The sequence below is a fragment of the Allohahella sp. A8 genome, from assembly GCF_047946665.1.
GTDB lineage: Bacteria > Pseudomonadota > Gammaproteobacteria > Pseudomonadales > Oleiphilaceae > Allohahella.
The window spans coordinates 917,620-934,908 of sequence record NZ_CP172312.1 but is presented as its reverse complement, the minus strand read 5'-3'; the positions used below and the strand labels follow the sequence as shown (position 1 = coordinate 934,908).

The 17,289-nt window shown below is 54.2% G+C and carries 15 protein-coding genes; 3 read left to right on the top strand and 12 right to left on the bottom strand.

All coding sequences use genetic code 11. From position 1 onward, the window contains the following. Positions 1-13: 13 nt before the first annotated feature. The 3 genes from ACH3PB_RS04600 (at position 14) to ACH3PB_RS04590 (ending at position 3,629) form a co-directional block, all read left to right on the top strand. Positions 14-1,180, top strand: coding sequence for an ATP-grasp domain-containing protein (locus ACH3PB_RS04600; RefSeq protein ID WP_416398264.1), 1,167 nt, complete (start codon positions 14-16; stop codon positions 1,178-1,180). A 182-nt stretch (positions 1,181-1,362) separates the two neighbouring features. After that, a complete protein-coding gene (locus ACH3PB_RS04595) occupies positions 1,363-2,292 on the top strand; it encodes a hypothetical protein (protein ID WP_416398263.1) in 930 nt (309 codons plus the stop codon). Positions 2,293-2,462: 170 nt separating this feature from the next. Beyond that, positions 2,463-3,629 (top strand): RICIN domain-containing protein, encoded by a 1,167-nt coding sequence (locus ACH3PB_RS04590; protein WP_416398262.1) that lies wholly within the window; start codon positions 2,463-2,465, stop codon positions 3,627-3,629. Positions 3,630-3,740: 111 nt separating this feature from the next. Here the strand turns inward: ACH3PB_RS04590 and ACH3PB_RS04585 are convergent, their stop codons facing one another. From ACH3PB_RS04585 to ACH3PB_RS04530, 12 genes are all read right to left on the bottom strand, one after another. Beyond that, a complete protein-coding gene (locus ACH3PB_RS04585; RefSeq protein ID WP_416398261.1) occupies positions 3,741-4,457 on the bottom strand; it encodes a hypothetical protein in 717 nt (238 codons plus the stop codon). 271 nt (positions 4,458-4,728) lie between these two features. After that, entirely contained in the window at positions 4,729-5,436 is a 708-nt protein-coding gene (locus ACH3PB_RS04580; protein WP_416398260.1) for a PEP-CTERM sorting domain-containing protein, read from the bottom strand. 386 nt (positions 5,437-5,822) lie between these two features. Next, positions 5,823-6,521 carry a PEP-CTERM sorting domain-containing protein gene (locus ACH3PB_RS04575; protein WP_416398259.1) on the bottom strand — a complete coding sequence of 233 codons (699 nt, stop codon included), beginning with the start codon at positions 6,519-6,521 and terminating at the stop codon, positions 5,823-5,825. A gap of 368 nt (positions 6,522-6,889) precedes the next feature. After that, positions 6,890-7,984, bottom strand: a complete 1,095-nt coding sequence (locus tag ACH3PB_RS04570) for a glycosyltransferase (protein WP_416398258.1) — start codon at positions 7,982-7,984, stop codon at positions 6,890-6,892. Positions 7,985-7,994: 10 nt separating this feature from the next. Then, complete coding sequence (locus tag ACH3PB_RS04565; protein ID WP_416398257.1) at positions 7,995-9,062, bottom strand: polysaccharide deacetylase family protein; 1,068 nt, start codon at positions 9,060-9,062, stop codon at positions 7,995-7,997. A gap of 17 nt (positions 9,063-9,079) precedes the next feature. Beyond that, the gene (locus ACH3PB_RS04560; protein ID WP_416399414.1) at positions 9,080-10,465 is read right to left on the bottom strand and encodes a FemAB family XrtA/PEP-CTERM system-associated protein; all 1,386 of its coding nucleotides are present in this window, start codon (positions 10,463-10,465) and stop codon (positions 9,080-9,082) included. 14 nt (positions 10,466-10,479) lie between these two features. Continuing rightward, positions 10,480-11,346, bottom strand: a complete 867-nt coding sequence (locus ACH3PB_RS04555) for an XrtA system polysaccharide deacetylase (RefSeq protein WP_416398256.1) — start codon at positions 11,344-11,346, stop codon at positions 10,480-10,482. Positions 11,347-11,348: 2 nt separating this feature from the next. After that, a complete protein-coding gene (locus ACH3PB_RS04550; protein WP_416398255.1) occupies positions 11,349-12,677 on the bottom strand; it encodes a hypothetical protein in 1,329 nt (442 codons plus the stop codon). An 8-nt stretch (positions 12,678-12,685) separates the two neighbouring features. After that, positions 12,686-13,537, bottom strand: a complete 852-nt coding sequence (locus tag ACH3PB_RS04545) for a polysaccharide biosynthesis protein (RefSeq protein ID WP_416398254.1) — start codon at positions 13,535-13,537, stop codon at positions 12,686-12,688. After that, the gene (locus ACH3PB_RS04540; RefSeq protein ID WP_416398253.1) at positions 13,537-15,039 is read right to left on the bottom strand and encodes an XrtA system polysaccharide chain length determinant; all 1,503 of its coding nucleotides are present in this window, start codon (positions 15,037-15,039) and stop codon (positions 13,537-13,539) included. Before ACH3PB_RS04540 ends, ACH3PB_RS04545 begins: the two co-directional genes overlap by 1 nt. 87 nt (positions 15,040-15,126) lie before the next feature. Next, entirely contained in the window at positions 15,127-15,801 is a 675-nt protein-coding gene (locus ACH3PB_RS04535; protein WP_416398252.1) for an XrtA/PEP-CTERM system exopolysaccharide export protein, read from the bottom strand. Between the two features lie 56 nt (positions 15,802-15,857). After that, the gene (locus ACH3PB_RS04530; protein WP_416398251.1) at positions 15,858-17,267 is read right to left on the bottom strand and encodes a TIGR03013 family XrtA/PEP-CTERM system glycosyltransferase; all 1,410 of its coding nucleotides are present in this window, start codon (positions 17,265-17,267) and stop codon (positions 15,858-15,860) included. Positions 17,268-17,289: the final 22 nt, after the last annotated feature.

Sequence of the window (17,289 nt, the reverse complement as noted above, 5' to 3'; positions counted from 1 at the left end):
TAAGGAAAATGTAGTGGAAACCGTTCTCGTTCTCGACGCACAGCAGCGCAGCGCACTGGCTGTTACCCGCTCTCTCGGTAGCCGGGGCATCCGCGTGATTACTGCCGATACCGTTGCCGAGACATTGGCCGGTGCATCACGATATAGCGCGGAAAGCGAAGTCTACGCCTCGCCATCCAATCCGGACGCCTTTCTCGCGTCAATCAATGCGCTTATAAAAAAGCACTCGATCGATGTTCTATATCCGGTGACCGAGATCTCGCTATATACCTTGCTCGCCAGGCGCGACGAACTCGCCGACACAAGACTTCCGCTTGCGCCATTTTCAACCATCAAGCAGCTTGCCAACAAGGCTGAATTGGTAGCGCTTTGTAACGGTCTGGGCGTCGCGGCGCCGCAGAGTGTACAGTATTTCAGTGCTGCAGCGGCAATCGATGATGTCAGGAAATTTGCGTATCCGGCGATCATCAAACCTGCCCTGTCGCGCATCCAGATTGACGGTCAGTGGGTCAACGCGGCGGTGCGTCACGCCGCTGATGCCGAGGCAGCAACGGCAATTCTGAAAAACGAACCCGCGCTGCAGCAACATCCGTTCATGGTGCAACAGTGCATAGAGGGTCACGGCGCCGGTGTCTTTCTTCTATATGACCATGGCGAGTGCATCGCTCATTTCACCCATCGCCGTGTTCGTGAGCGTCCACCCAGTGGCGGCGTGTCCGTGCTCTCTGAAAGCGTGGCTACCGATCCTGCCCTGCTGGCACAGAGCAAACGCATCCTCGATGCCGTCAACTGGCATGGCGTGGCGATGGTGGAATATAAAGTGGCGGCTGACGGCACGCCTTACATAATGGAAGTGAATACGCGCTTCTGGGGATCACTACAGCTCGCGATCGACTCTGGCGTGGATTTTCCTTTCCTGCTGCATGAAGCCACCATGGGCAGAAAAACTCGCGGGCCGGAAAAATATCGCACCGGCAATCGGCTTCGCTGGCTGATGGGTGACTTTGACCGTCTGTATCTCGTCCTCCGTGGACAAAATTCATCCCGGCAAAAAATATCCGAGACACTACAGTTTCTGAAAATTCTTCAGCCGGGAACTCGCTACGAGGTCAATCGTGGCGGGGATTTGCAGCCTTTCTGGCGAGAACTGAAATTGTACTGGAAGGCCCTCAGGGGCTGAGTTCTCGTAACTTTTTGTGTAGTAAATGGGCTAAATACCCTATGAATGTAAAGGTTTACACCGTTTTGTAGGATTTACCAAGTTTAGGCCCAATGGCCGATTTTTCGCTGTCTACCACCTGTTAATCTTGCCGCACATTACGAACATGTACGGATAAGAGATTAAGTCGGGAGGCAACAGCGATGAAGCAGCAGAATAGAAAACTGAGCACAGCTCGGGATCACGCTTCTGAGAGAATTCTCAGCAGACCACTGTTCTGGGTCTCGACCACCGGTTCAATAGGCGCTTTTGTTGTAGCCCTTACAATACTTGTGGATGCTGTCCCTACTGGCGACCATACCGTCGCCCTCCCCGTTGTCGATTCCGCTGAAGCGGTCACCACAATGGTGGCACCGGTAGCTGAGCCGGACATGCTGCAAATGAACGCGCCAGTCCAGCCGGCCCCACAGCGCCTCGAGGGGGCAGTGGCCCAGACGACGAACGATGCACCGACAGATTTTGAGTCGGAGCATCTGGCAGACGAATCAGGCAATTACGGCTTTACTGTTACCCCCGCACAAGAATCCCAGTACCAGTCCCTCAATACCAACTCTGATTACCCCAGCCTCGAAACAAGAATGCTCGAAATGCAGGCTCGTCGCGGCGGCAAGGTCTTCGACCCTGAATCCGTTCTGAAAGCCCTGGCCCAAGAGCACCCATGGCAGGAAAGTGCCGAGGCTAGTGACCAGCTCGACCTGACCCCGGAACAGCGTTTCGACGGTCGTGAGTTCGTCAAGGTCGATCAGATGAAGATTGAGACACTGGTCCCTGGCGACACGCTGGAACTGCCTGTGTCCTTTGAAAGTGGCAGCATGGAAATGGTCGTGGACAACGTGGAAGTGAGCGAAACCGGTGAAGTGACCTGGTTCGGCCGCATAAAGGATTACGAACAAGAAAATCAGGTATCGATCACGCAGGGTGAGACAGTCACCATCGGTGGCATCACCACGCCAAACGGCGAATACATGATCGAGTCCCGGGCAGCTGCAGGCTGGATCGTTCCGACCGGCACACTGTTCAATCCGGGAGACGAGGACGACCGCGTCTACCCACCAGAACAAAAGAATTCCTGATTACAGGCGTCAGGAACGAAACATTTCAAGAACTTTGCTGCTGTCCCGAGGGGCAGCCTCTAAACACTACGGATGATAGGAGAATTACCTTGAACAACCCGAACATCACGAGCCAAAAGAGTCACCGACGGTCAGCGAGCCCTCTTCTCACAGCTATTCTCAGCACTGGTATGCTCGCGTCAGCAGCTGCAGCACAGGCAGCAACAATGGATGTGCTCGTGGTATACGATAGCGGCGCAAAATCACAGCTTGGTGGCGAGCCTTCAACAGTTGCACGCAGCTGGGTCAATCAGATCAACAGCTATTACGCCAACTCGAAAGTCGATATCAAGCTCAACCTGGTTGGCACTTCATATCACAGTGAGTCTGGCAGCAGCGTGACTGACCTCATCACCAACCTGCAGAAAGACTCCTCTGTTCGCAGCAAGCGTGACAGCCTGGGCGCCGATTTCGTCGTCATGATGAGCGACAAGGCCAATTGCGGCATTGGTTATGTCACCATGTCCAGCCAATATGCTTACAGTGTCGTCGGCCCGAAGTGCGGCCCGATGACCATGGCACACGAACTCGGCCACAACATGGGTCTTGACCACTCGCGCAAGCAGGGCAAGACTAGCGGCTCGCGCTACTCCTACGCGCTGGGCTACGGTGTCGAGTACTCCTTCGCCACTATCATGTCCTATGCTCACCTCTACGGCACAAGCCGTATTGGCAAGTTCTCCAACCCTAACGTGTCATGCAACGGCAAGCCATGTGGCGTGCCTGCCGGCAAGTCGAATGAAGCTGACGCAGCTCGAGCACTTCAGAACGTTCGAAACGAGCTTTCGAACTACCGCGCGAGCAAGAGTGGCTCAACAACCACCACATCGCCTTCGACACCAACTAACAACACCAGCTCTGGCTCGACTTCGTCAATCACCGACGGCAAGACCTACCGTCTTCGTGCTAAGAACAGCGGCAAGTGTATCGACGTAAGCGGTAACGCGAGCTACTCAGGTGCCACTATCGCCCAGTGGTCATGTCACGGTGGTTCGAACCAGGCCTTCACAGCCTCAGCGACTTCTGGTGGCTACTTCACACTGAAGGCACGTCACTCAGGCAAGTGTCTGTCTATCGATGGCAACGGTGATCGTGCTCGTGCGATCCAGGAAAACTGCAACGGCAGCTCTAGCCAGCAGTGGAAGCTCACTGCCGATGGCAGCCACTTCCGCGTATCGAACAAGGCCAGCTACAAGAACCTGGACATTCGCGGCCAGTCTGATGACAACCGCGCAGCGGTTCAGCAGTACAGCGCTAACGGTGGCGACAATCAGCGCTTCGGTCTGGAAGGCGTCTAAAGACACCTGACACACCAGAACGCAAAAAGGCCCTTCCTTGCGGAAGGGCCTTTTTTATTGCCTTCAGAAAACAGGTACGAGATCAGTTTGTCCTGTTTCCTGCGCTTTGTATCAAGAAGCTTGGCTGTTCTTCCTGCGTGAAAGACAGGTCACTGCTATGCCAAGCACCAGCAGACCGAGCGTAGCTGGCGTCGGAACGTTGATATCCGGCACCAGGTCTTCGTTGTAGTTCAAATCGAAGTTCAGGTCCCAGTGCTTGCTACCGGTATACAGCGGCTTACCATTGGCGGCATAGATATCCATCCATACAGAGCCACCAAAGGCATTGGTCTTGTCGTTGGCACCCGTACCAAACTGAAAGACGGGCGCTTTGCCAGACTTGCCTGGGGCAGCAACCAGTTGCGCATAGTAGTCGATGCCATCCACAGTAATACGGCTATCGCTCGACATGCCGGTATAGAAATTCCAGTCAGCGGTATTCGAAGAGCCACCCTTCTTGACGACTGGATAGCTTTCGGTAAAGCCGGTGAACAAGAGATCGAAGGCAGCGTTGATTCCATAAGGATTCAAAGCGGTTCCCGTCAGGCGTGCTGTACCGTCGTCTGACTGCAGAAATGTTGACCCACTGCCGATGCTATATGATCTCGCTGCGCACTTCTTGGAACCCAGTTTGAGGGAGTTGGTATACAGGCCATGACTGGCGCCACCACAATCCTTACTGGCGGTATCGGTGACATCGTAGCCACTGATCACAGTAGCCGATACGGACATGGACAAAGTCATCGCCAGAGCCGACAGTGCAAAACGTTTTGAGATTACAGCCTTCATTTATTTACAGCCTGTGTAAGCCAAGTGTTGAATGAGTACGTGGGGACGTTGGGTATGAGAAGGATCGTCGCTGACCGTCATAAGCATTTTCCAGGCCAGAAATAATAGCCCACTGATTTCACGACAGCTTTAGAAGATAGACAAGGGTAGGAACGGAGACATTGCCAGACGATCTGTATGCTTTCTGGACAATTGGGGAAGTGACTAGATGCGGATAATCGACGCTTAACAAAAAGCCTCCCGAAGGAGGCTTCTGCAAATCTTTGAAATCTTATGCTTGCTTGCGACGTGACAGTCTCAGAGCAGCTACACCAAGAGCCAGCAGACCCAGTGTTGCAGGTGCTGGTACGTCTACGCCTGAACCTGGGTTGTCAGGAACGAGGTCTGGGTTGTTTGTCAGGTCGAAGTTGATGTCCCAGTGGTTGTCACCGAAAAGGGCTTCGCCTTCAGCATTGTACATATCGAGCCATACAGAACCACCAAAGTCGGCAGTCTTGTCGTTCGCGCCAGTGCCGTACTGGAATACAGGCATAGTGCCAACGTTGTCTGGAGCGCCGACCAACTGGGCGAAGTAATCTACGCCATCAACAGTGATTTTGCTGTCTGCTGTCAGACCAGTGTAGAACTTCCAGTCATCCTGCTCTTCCATGCCACCAGTCTTGACTACTGAGTAATCTTCAGTGAAGCCAGTGAAGGTCAGGTCGAAGATTGCGCCAACGCCGCTTGGGTTGGTAGCAGTGCCAGTGAAGGTTGCAGTGCCATCATCTGAACGGATGAAGGTTGTGCCTGTCTGGATTGAGTAATGAACATCACCACCAGTGTTCAGGGTGTTGGTCCACAGACCAAAGCTGTTGCCATCCGCACTGACGGCAGCATCGCTAACGTCAAAGCCTTCGATTACAGCTGCTGAAGCTGGCAGTGCGACTGCAAGAGCCAGAGCCGAGAGAGAGAGTGATTGCGCCAATTTTGAGTTAAACATGAGAAACCCCTGTAAGGTTGTAGTTGGTCGTGAGTTGTCATCCTGATGTCTACAGGTACAACGTTTCACAAAAACATTCCGTGTATTGCAGTAAGTTAACATACAGGAAATGTGCCAACTTTGTAGCTAGCTGTTCTACATAGGGTTTTAACGTTGTCTACGTAATTATACGCAGCATTTCAGGGGGTAGTTTTTACAATTCACTACACTGCTCGCCGTCAAAGTTACAATGGCTATCCAAAGGGATTATTCCGTTTGGTACAGAGCTGGCTGGGTACGAGCAGAGAAATAAAAAAGCTCATAAAAAAACCCTTCCGAGGAAGGGTTTTTCTTTCGCTAACCTTGCCGGAAGATCAAAGACCTCCCGATCAAATGTCAGTGAATACTTACTTGCTGCGACGTGAAAGACGCAGAGCAGCAACACCAAGTGCCAGCAGGCCGAGGGTAGCAGGCGCAGGAACGTCAACGTCAGGAACCAGGTCTGGGTTCTCAGTCAGGTTGAAGTTGATGTCCCAGTGCTTGCCACCAGTGAACAGCGCAGTGCCGTCAGCAGCATACATGTCCATCCAGACAGAACCGCCGAAGGCTGCGTTCTTGTCGTTTGCACCAGTGCCGTACTGGAATACTGGCATTGAACCAACGTTAGTCGGTGCACCAACCAGCTGCGCGAAGTAGTCTACGCCGCCAACAGTGATTTTGCTGTCTGAAGTCAGACCAGTGTAGAAATTCCAGTCAGCCTGCTTGGCAGTGCCGCCAGTCTTAACAACTGAGTAATCATCCTGGAAACCAGTGAAGGTCAGGTCGAAGATCGCAGTTGTGCCGAGTGGGTTCAGCGCTGAACCAGTGAAGGTTGCAGTGCCATCGTCTGAACGCAGGAACGTAGTACCAGTCTGGATAGAGAAGTACTTGGAGCACTTGCTAGGGGTCAGGCTGTTAGTCCACAGACCGTACTGAGCGCCACCGTTGCAAGAAACGTTTGCAGCGTTAGACACGTCGAAGCCCTGGATGATGGCGGCTGATGCTGGCAGAGAAACTGCAAGAGCGATTGCAGTCAGGGAAAAACCTTTTACTACTGAAGTGAACATATGAACTCCTGATGAAAATCCTTTAGATCGGCTGTAACGCTAAGTAATCTAAATTACCTGTTCGTTACATAAAGGTAAGCACTTGTCGTGCCAACTTTGTAACCACATGTTTTACTTAGACTTTCTTCTACAGAGAGATTATTAAAAGAAACCACATGTATAGAAGATTGACACACTGTTACAGAAGTCAGAATGTCGTATCAAAAATATACAAATCGGCCGATAGCACAGCGATCAGGGGCTTGGGCCCCAGTCTTTACTGATGCAGAAGCGTTTTAATATCAGTGGATTAGAAACAACGGGAAAAACCGCTTGCTGGGATGGCGGCGAACTAAAGGCCTAGGGCCTAACCATAACGTCGGATATTTTTACACTTTCCGCTGATAGAGTTCAGCGTATCGCTTGGCCATCAAAGCGGCATCATAGCGCTCTGCCAGCAAGCTAAGTCCATGATTCGAAAGGGCTGTGCGAAGCTCGCTATTTCGAATCAGCTTATCGAGCGCTTCCGCCAGTGCTTTGGGATTGCCTGCTGGAACGAGTAAACCGGTATGGCCGTCCGTCAACACCTGTGGGATGCCCCCAACGGCGGATGCAACGACTGGGCGTTCGGCAGCCAGACTCTCCAGGATCGACAAGGGCAGCCCTTCGCTCAACGATGGCATTGCGAATATATCACACGCCCATAACAACTCTCGGGCATCATCTCTAAAGCCGAGCAAGGTGCACTGCGCCTGCAGACCGAGTGAGTCGATTCGACTCTGGAGGCTATGTTCTTCCTTCCCTCGTCCAGCGATGAAGACCTTGATTCTGGCGCCGTTGCGAGCGAGTCGCGCTCCTGCCTCTATAAGATGTATATGACCTTTCACCGGATAGAGGTTACCAACCGCCAGAATCATATGCTCATCGTCCGCGACACCGAGCTCAGCGCGGTAGCGAGCCCGCACTTTCGGATCAGGCTTGTAGCTGCTCACATCAATCCCGTTTTCGATCACAACGACGCGCGAGGCCGGAATGTCTGCGTCAGTCGCCAGGAAACTCTTGATATCGTGAGAGACGGCCACCAGTGTACTGAGCCTGGCGGTCAGCCGCATGAAAAAGCGCCTGACTGACTTCTCAGTGTAATAATTCTTACCATGAACAGTGGCGATATGCGGCACGCCCAAAGAGCGTGCGACAAGCGCCAGATGCATGTTCATCGCAAACTCATTCGTATGAACGACGTCTATACGGTATGTCTTCATAAGCCGTCGCACCGTGAGTAGCCACTGCGCGCTCAGGCTCCGTGGCAACGGGATCAGGTCGTAGTCGATATTGAGACGCTCGAGCTGAGCCGTGAGCCAACCAGGCTTGATAACGAGCACACGACATTGATGGCCTTCGGCCTTCTGGCTCTGCACCAGACGCAGCATGAAGTTTTCTGCCCCGCCTGGGCCCGAGGTCTCGATAGCATGGAGAATGTTCATTTGAGCGCGCTCACGATGCGCCTGCGCCGCGATAGAGTTTAGCCAGGAAGGCTTCAGGCGTGTTACTGGCATCTTCGTGCAGACCGATGCGCTTCAGCGCAAACAGGGAGTCGTTCGCCTGGTTGATGCCATTGCCGGTAGTCACTGCAGCGGCAAAACGTTGTTCCACCGCCGTCCGGGCATAGTCGCTTACGTCGCCATTGGGATAGCAGAACAAGGCCGGCGGCGATCCGAGATGTGAATGAATGGCTTCGATACAACCATCGAGTTCTGCATCGACGTCGGCCGGATTGGCCGCCTCGTTGAGCCTGAGATGATTGACAGTGTGCGCACCGACGTCAAAGGTGGGCGTCATGGCGCTGACCTGATGCCAGTCCAGCATCTCTTCGGCGGTATTCATCGAGAGTTCGCTATCCTGCTTCAGGTGCGCAAAGGTGTCATCGAGAAACTGGTAGATCTGGGCATCGGTGAACTGTTTGCAGGCGGCGATGACTTCGGCTGCATATTCCTTGTTGGCGTAGCGGCTGCTGTCAGGTTTGATGCCTGCGGATGAAATGAAATGTTCCAGGCTGCCTTTGGCGCGACTGTCAGGACCGAGCGCCGCTGCCAGTTTGAGCAGCCGATTGAGCTGCTCCGGCCAGAATGTGCGTCCGGTGCCTATGAAGCCCGTAGCCAGAAAGATTGTCGCCGGTACGTCGTGCTGCCTCAGCACAGGCAAGGCAAACTCATAGTTATCGAGCCAGCCATCATCGAAGGTGACAGCACAGCACAGTCGTCCATCACCACCTTCAAGCGGGCGCCCTTCACGCCTCGCCCTCACCCACTGCGCGAGTTCGACGAAACGTACCAGCGGCTGCAGCGTTCGCAGCTGCATATCCAGGGTCTCTGGTGTGACGTACATCCCGGGCTCTTCGAACGCCAGTCGCTCGTCCTGCTCAGGCAGTACGCGGTGATACATCAATATCAGCAGTGGCTGCGCGGTGGCATCGCCTTTTGCTTCTCCACCCATGCGGCCAAGCAGGCGCCGAGCCGCTCTCGCCTGATACGTGTCCCGGATGTTCTTCAGTAAGGCCTTCATCTCTCAGTCACAACCACTCAAGGAATGTATTTAACAATAGCTGGACCCAGACGATTTGCGAACCACAGTGGCAAGCGTTGCCATATCGCCACGAGCAGTTTGAACTTGGGATTATTGTTATTGATCGCGGGCAATTCGTCGGCCTGGAACAGGGCATAATGCCAGTAGAGCTGCACAGGCATGGCGCCCCACTGCTTCTTGAAGCGATAGGTGCCGGCGTCTTTGCTGGAACGGCCAAAATCGAACACGTCGAAACCAGTGTCAGCTGCGTGACTCAGTATTTCCCAGTACATCACCATGTTCATGTTCAGCGAGTTGAATGCCTGCCGGGTGGACGCCCAAGGTATCTCAAGCAGCTTCACAGCACCGGTTTCCTGTGCCACTAGAAAGCCACAGGAGGCGGGCTCGCCTTTGCAGTATATGACGATGAGTCGGGCGCTACTGCCGAAGTTCGTCAGGATGCCTGCGAAGAACGATTTGCCATACACCGGGGTGCCCAGATCACGCATGTTCTCGCTGAATACCCGGTAATAGTCGTCAAGTAGTTCCATGCCACCGATGCGGGATTCGTATTCGTTTTGCTGGCCTTTTCGTATCTGCGAGCGGACCTTTGAGCTGAAGCCTTTCCACAGGGTCTCACTATCTGCGGGCAGTGGCAGCCACATGTTGACCTTATCTGTGCGTTCTGGCCAGCCGGTCGGTTGCTTGTGATAACCGCGAACTTCCAGATGGCGTGCACCGCTGCTTCTGGCGAAGTCAGCAGCTGCTTTCAGCACGTGCTTTTCCGCGTTTTTGTCCAGCGCGAGTGCGCCGCCATAGTTGACCAGCGGAATGGAGGTCCAGATATCACCGAAAAGACGACTCTTCTGCCGGATCATCGGCAGCACCGCCTGAAGCTGTTCTTCGGCAGCCGACTCCAGATAGCAGGCAACATAGGCGATTTCATGCCCCATGGTGTCTACGACGGTCTTCAACCAGACCGATTCGTGATAGAGCGTGGCCCTGGGATGCTGACGAACGAAGTCGTCCCAACCTGCCGGCGGAGTCTGGCTAACGTCACAACGGTAGCGCCCGGAGGACTGCGCAGCTTCAGTCAGTTCAACAGGCTGAGGGTACACTGGGGGAATAAGTGCCTGAAGACGCTCCAGCTCGGAGGGTTGGCGTTTGGCTTTGGTAACTGCGGGGGCGCTTGGTGCGGCTTCAGAGCCTGTGGGCTGCTTTACCGAGACCTGGTCAGGCTGCACTGACGCCATTTTCGCTTCGAGCTCTGCGATCGAGGCCTGCACAGCCTTCTTGCGGGCAATCAGTTCGTCAGCGGTATCCAGGCCCTGCTTCTTGGCCTCACCTATCAGGCGACTGAGTTTCTTGGATTCGTCAGTAAGCGCCTGAATCTGTTCGGTCATATCTGTCACAGAGTTTATCCGCCACTCCTGGGCTCGGCTGGCAGCAGCTGCTTGTTTCGGAGCACATCACCAACCGTCGAAAACTGAAAATCATCTGTAAGATTGCGCAGGCGATCCATGCACTTGTCGAGATTGTTGTAGTGACGGAACATGGAAAATGCACTTGCCTTCACCCGTGGCTGATCCGTGTCAATCTCCCACGGATGCAGATAAAAGATGAAGGGTTCCTGCTTACGGTTGATCGACCCTAGTCCCCAGCGCGAAAACCAGTAGGGGAACAACCTGAAGTAGCCACCGCCGGCTATGGGGATGGTGCGTCCAAGCAGCTTCGCCGTAGAGAGCGGAAACTCGATGATCTCGCCACCGTTGTCCGTTTTCAGGCGATAAGGCAGTTCAGGTGTACCAGGCATACCATAACGGTCGTGATTCACCGGAAAAATGCTGGAGTCCCAGACGAAACCGAGCTCGACCAGAATATCGAGCGCCCACCGACTCTGGGCAGTGATGCTGTAAGAGGCTGCGCGATAGCCATCGACCGGCGCCTGGATGAGACTTTCAAGCAGGTCCTTGGAGCGCCGGGTCTCATCACGGAACACTTCGGGTGTCTGCTTATAAACAAGCTGATGGCTGAAGCCGTGGGAGGCTACCTCATGACCAGCTGCTGCGATTCGCTTGACCAGATCCGGATAACGCTCGGCCACCCAGCCAAGCACAAAGAACGTGCTCTTGATGCGTTTCTCGTCGAAGAGCGCCAGTAGCGCATCGGTATTGGCTTCGACGCGGCACTCATGCGCATCCCACTCATCAACCTTGATGGACTCGGCAAGCGCAGCAACGTGGAAGTAGTCTTCCACGTCAATCGTCATGGCATTCGTTATCATGCTCAGAGCCTGAACCAGGTAACGCCGAAGCTGAAATAGACCTCTTCTATGCCATTCAGGCCTTCAACACCGTTTTCAAAGGTGTTTTCTTCACGCTCTGTATAACCCACCGCGTACTCGAGTCGCACGTTTTTCAGCGGCCGATGTTCGACGCTCGCTTCCACGTAGTAGGTCACGATCTCCCTCAAGTTGTTACTGAACTCTTCCTGGTCACGTCGGAAGCTGATGTCGCCAAGCACCTGTGGTGTGAATGTGCGGCGATACAGCAGTTCGGCCGTATAGCGCTCGTCTTCGATTTCCTGGGTTTGATACTGCTCGAGCGATACCGAACCGATGGCACTGATTTCGTCGACCGCGGTGAGCGGATAGCTGCCAAGCAACCTGAACTGCGTGGTTTCGATAGTGTCGAAGCGATCTCGTGTATCGAGGGCGTCGAAGGTTTTCACGTTCTGGTCAGAGAAGGTGTCGCTGAGCGAGTGCGACAATTGCATATCAATAACGCCCTGTGTGGTAACGCCGCCATAGACATAGCTCAGCTGAGCGGTCGGCCCGTCGAACTCGGTCTCTTGAGTAGGCGATTCCGTGTTGACAAAGGTATAGCCACCACGGATGGAATAGCGTGAATTCTCATACTGCTTGGAGAGCTGCGCGAAAAGCGTCTGGCTGTTACTGTCTGTCTCGACTGTGCCCGTGGCGCCGATTTCTGTCGGTCGACGCTCGATCCAGGCGCGATCTGCTTCGACGCCGCCTTCGATCTGGTGACCAGTCGCCAGTTCGGTGACCAGCGCAGCCGTACCAGTGATCCGGTTACTTTGCTCATCACTATCTTCGAACCAGAGATTTTCGTATTCGGAGCCAAGTCTGAGTCCAGTGCGACCGCTAAGGGGAATCATCCACTGCGGACCGGTCTCAAATACGTTGATAAGCTGACGGTTATCCGGTGTACCCACCTCGGTGGAGTTCTTCCGCACCTGGTTCAGGGTGTCACGAAGTTCCCATTTGAAGTTGGGACTGAATTCATAGGCGCTGTTGACGTCCATGGTCGCAACCAGATCGCTGTCATTGGCGAACACGTCGTTAAAGTAGTGCTCATAGCCGAGGTTGAAACCGATGTCGCCAGAAAGCCTTGTTCTGCTTAGCACCTTGTAGAAATCCAGCGTGGTGCGATTTCGGGTATCAGCTTCCTTGTTTTCCCGGAGCGCCGCGTTCGTCGAATACAGGGTCTCGTTGGTCACCGAAATTTCGGCAGGCTCAGCGCTGACGACCGAAGCTGTCAGCGTGCCAGCCAGAACGGCCGTCGTGCAGGCTGCAAGTGTGAAGGTTTTCTGCATGTAATCTCTCATCCGTTAACGACGACACCGGCAAGCTTTGCCTCTGGAATGGCGGACGCCGCTTCGACGACCTGGCTTTCGGTGACTCTTCCATGTGGGGCGATCAAAAGCGTGTAATCGCAGACTTCAGATAATATGCGTGCATCAGGTGATTCCAGAATCGGCGGCGTGTCCAGGATGATGAAACGATCCGGGTAGCGGCGACGCAGTGTCTGCAGGAACTGATGCATCCTGAACGAAGTAAAATACTCACTCGCAGATTCTTTCTGGCTGCCCGCCGGCACAAGACGCAAGCGACGGATGCCAGTTGGATAGATGATCGTGGAGATATCCATGTCTGGATCTTCGAGGAAGTCTGTAACGCCCCGGTCCGGCAACAGATCGAACACACTGTGCAGCTTTGGATGGCGCAGGTTACAGTCGATCAGCAGTGCGGTCTTGCTGCTATCAAAGGCAAATGCTGCAGCAAGATTTATCGCGTTGAACGAGGCACCCCCGCCGGGCACTATGCTCGAAACCACGAGCGCAAAGTTATGGCCGCGACTGATTTCGAGCAGCTTGGTTCGCAGCTCCCGGAATCGTTCAACCGATTTACGATACGGGCTTTCTGGAAAGATGATGCGCTTTTCGCAGAGATCGTCCGGCGACAGCAGTCCCGGCTCACGCATGCGCACGATCTGCTTGCTGACCACATAACGTTCGAGGCCGCCTTCCTGAACCTCCCATGAACTCGGTACCAGCACCGAATCCTTGGCAGCACCGCGTCCCCCGTCGTTGGAAACGACTTCGCCACGCTGGGCTTGCATATCACCGCCGCCCTGACTATCGATGGACTTAGGCTTCTTGAATTCGTCAGCCATTATACGCCTCCTGCATATATGAACCACGCAACGACGATATAGGCAACGGCTGCGAAAATGGAAAGTATGATAATGGTGCGCGTTTTCGAACGGTTCTTGCGCTCTTCGTAAGGTGTTACCAGGTACTGAATGTGAGAGAGCACAGGCACGCCAGTGTTCTCATGCAGCAAGGCGGCCGAACGAACCCGCGGATCGACCATACAGAAGGCGATGGCGATAGCGAACGGCGCAAGCAGACCAAGTGGCAGACCGGCAAGCGCGAAATGGTAGAATGCGAGACCGGAAGGCTCTCTTGGAAGGCGCGCGCTTTCATGCAGCACGTAGTTCACGCCATAGCCTTCCACGTCGATGCGAAGCGAAACCCGTGCACGCTCGCGTCGCTGCAGCAGGTCGTCGTAGATTTCCTTGTTCACTTCGTAGTCACGGGTCAGTTCCGAGACCTTGGCGCGGGTATCCTGTACACGCTCCATCCTGCCCTGTTCGAGCTCCAGTAGCTGTCCCAGAGAATTAAGCCGGGTGCCGAGTGTCTCGATTCTGGTTTCGGTCGCCAGCAATTCAGTCTGGAGGTCACGGAATCCAGGGCCGGCCGGTGATACTGCGCCCGGATTGCTCGCTCTCAACTGATCTCTGAGGCCTTCGAGCTCACTGATTTGCTGTTTCAGGCTGACGATATCGGGATAACTTTCCTGATAGGACAAGCGCAAGGTATCGAGCTGCTGCTGCAGGCTCAGTATGCGGTCTTCATAACGGGCGTATTGACCCTGCTCCTGTTGGTTGTCGGAACCGCCGCCAACCTTGGAGCGCAGTACTCTGGCCTGGGTTTCAGCTTCCTGCTTGGCAAGCCTCGTTTCCTCGATCTGACGTTCGAGATCGATAACCTTGTTGGATACCTGGGCTTCACTACCCACAGATTTGGATGCCAGGAACTCTTTCAGCCGACGCTCGCTGGCTTCGATCTGACTCTGGTAGGCCCTCACCTGCTTGTCGATGAACTCGTAGGCTGCCCGCACATCTTCACGCTTGTTGGAACTGGTAACATCAATCAGGAGCTGGGTCAGCTTCTGGGCAATGATAAAGGCGTGCTCAGGATCCGGCGAAGCATAGCCGATCTTGACATATTCCTTGCCCTGCTTTTCAACGGAGATATTCAACCGCATTTCCTGAACAACCCGCTCTTCATCGGCAGGGGTCTTCACCTCGCCAAAGATCTCTTCCAGATCCGCGAGCTGCAGCAGGATCTCCCTGGAGTTCAATACATCGAGGATGGCTGCGGCGCGATCGGGCCGCTGATGGGCAGCGGGCGCCTTATCGTTCATAAGCGGATTGATAAGGTTCGGGTCATCGATCTTGATGACCGCATGGGAGATATATTTCTTCGGGAACACGACGCCAATTAGAAGCACAAAGGTCGCGACAAGCAGGAAGAGGAAGAACCAAGTCCATTTGCGCGCCCTGAGCACCTTTACGACTTCACTGGGAAGATCGCTGATTGCAACTGCCATAAGCTTACTCTGGTTTCAAATCGGGTTTTCAATCCGGGTGTTCAATACATTGCCAAGGGCCTGAGCGTGCCCAGCATTCTTCCCTGTCTAGAGAACTTTCTCAGGCACAGTAACGACGTCGCCTGGCAACAGGCGGTAGTTTGCCCTGATATCGCCGCCATTCATGATGGCTTCGAGATCAACCGGGATCACCACGGTCTGCTGTTGGAACTGCCTGTACAGAATGGCGCTACCACCCTTCGCAAAGTCGGTCATGCCACCAGCAGACAGCACGAGATCAAGTATTGTAACGCCTTCCTTGTAAGGAATGGACTGCGGATTATTGACTGCACCCGTAATTCTAACCCGATTTGTGAACTCATAACTGTTCGAGTTGCGCACTATGACGCTGACTTTGGGTTCCTTGAGGTAAACCGAGAGTCTATCTTCGATGGCGGTCGCCAGTTGCTCCGGTGACAGGCCAGCTGCCAACAGGTCGCCTACCAGCGGACTGGACAGCTTGCCGTCCGGCCGGATAGTTGTTTCTGTAGATAGGTCGGGGTTGCGCCAGACCGATACGCTGACGGCATCGCCAGGCCCGAGAACATAGGTTTCCAGGGACTGAGGCTTGGCCTTCAGTGCGGCTTCGATCAGCTCCGAGTCCGAGTAGGATACAGATTGACATGCACCCAGAACCGCTGTCACGGACACGATCAGCAGTAAAGCGGTTGCACGACGTAGCAACTGCATCGACAGCAGCAGTTTACCCGGTAATTTCGACATTAAGTTTCCCTTTCATAGCCTATCATGTGAGTACAGCTGCCCCGAGTAGGGTCCTGCTAACGTGAGCCTTTCTTGAACAGGATGACTTCGGCCGTCTGCACCAGCACGATCAGATCCAGCAGCAAACTCTGGTTCTTGATGTAGTACAGGTCGTAGCGAAGCTTTTCCTTCGTGTCTTCTTCATTGTCTGCATACGCAAAACAGAGTTGAGCCCAACCTGTGATGCCGGGTTTTACCCGATGTCTTTCATTGTAGTAGCTGATGTTCTTCGCGAGTTGTTTCACGAACACCGGCCGCTCCGGGCGTGGCCCGACGAAGGCCATGTCACCCTTGAGTACATTAAGGATCTGCGGCAGCTCGTCAATTCGCACTTTACGAACAAATGCGCCTACTTTCGTTACACGTACGTCATTTTTCTGAGCAAAGACCGCTCCGCTCTTCTCGGCATCAGTACCCATGCTACGGAATTTGATGACATTGAACGGCTTGCCATTGAGGCCGACCCGCTCCTGCAAATAGAAAACGGGCGCCTTGATACCGTCCTCGATCTTGATGGCTACTGCCGTCAGCAACATGATGGGCCACGACACCAGCAGCAGCACCAGACTCGCCGCAATATCAAAAATCCGCTTCACGAACTGGGTTGCCGATACGCCACCAAAGCCATCTGAATAAATCATCCAGCTTGGCTGAATGAGATCGAGTGCCACCTTACGTACCTCACGCTCGATGAAGCTGGCGGCATCGATGATGTTTACGCCGAACATCTTGCATTCGAGCAACTCTTCGAGCGGCAGCTTCTTGCGACGGTCGTCTAGCGCAATGACGATCTCATCGACCGGATGGGTCTTGCAGTATTCGCTGAGACTTTCCGGCGTAAAGATATGATTCTCTTCACCAATGTGAACCTCGTCACCGTTAGACGTGACAAAGCCGATCAGACTGACGCCCTGTCGGCTACTCGGTTCGGCGAGCTCATGAATCAGATCGGCAGCGCGTTTGCCAGCACCCAATACGAGCACCTGGCGCTTGAAGTACTGCTCGCGAACGAAGAAAAAGAAGATCAGCCGCCACAGGCCCAGAATGAAGATGGACAACAACGAGGCCAACTCGAGCACGCCGCGCTCGAGCGCCCAGAACACGGGCGAGAATACATAAACGATGAAACCGATAAAGAGGGTCGCGGCCAGGATGCTGATGATGGTTCTCAGCATCATGCCGGTCATGCCCTCCGTCAGCTTTGCCGGGTAGACGCCCAGCGCGGTGATGGCGGTGAAATTGACGACCGTGAAGAGTATCGGCGCGCTGACGACTTCCAGGGCATAGGCCTTGAAATAGTCGGTCATCTGGAAGTACTCGAAGTAGATGGCCAGATAGCACGCGGCGAAGATGAAGGCCGCGTCGAGTAGACCCAGCACCATGTACGGCATGTAGAAGTAGTGCCGGAATATCCTGACTCGTGCCAACGAAGCGCCCCTGAAGAATTCT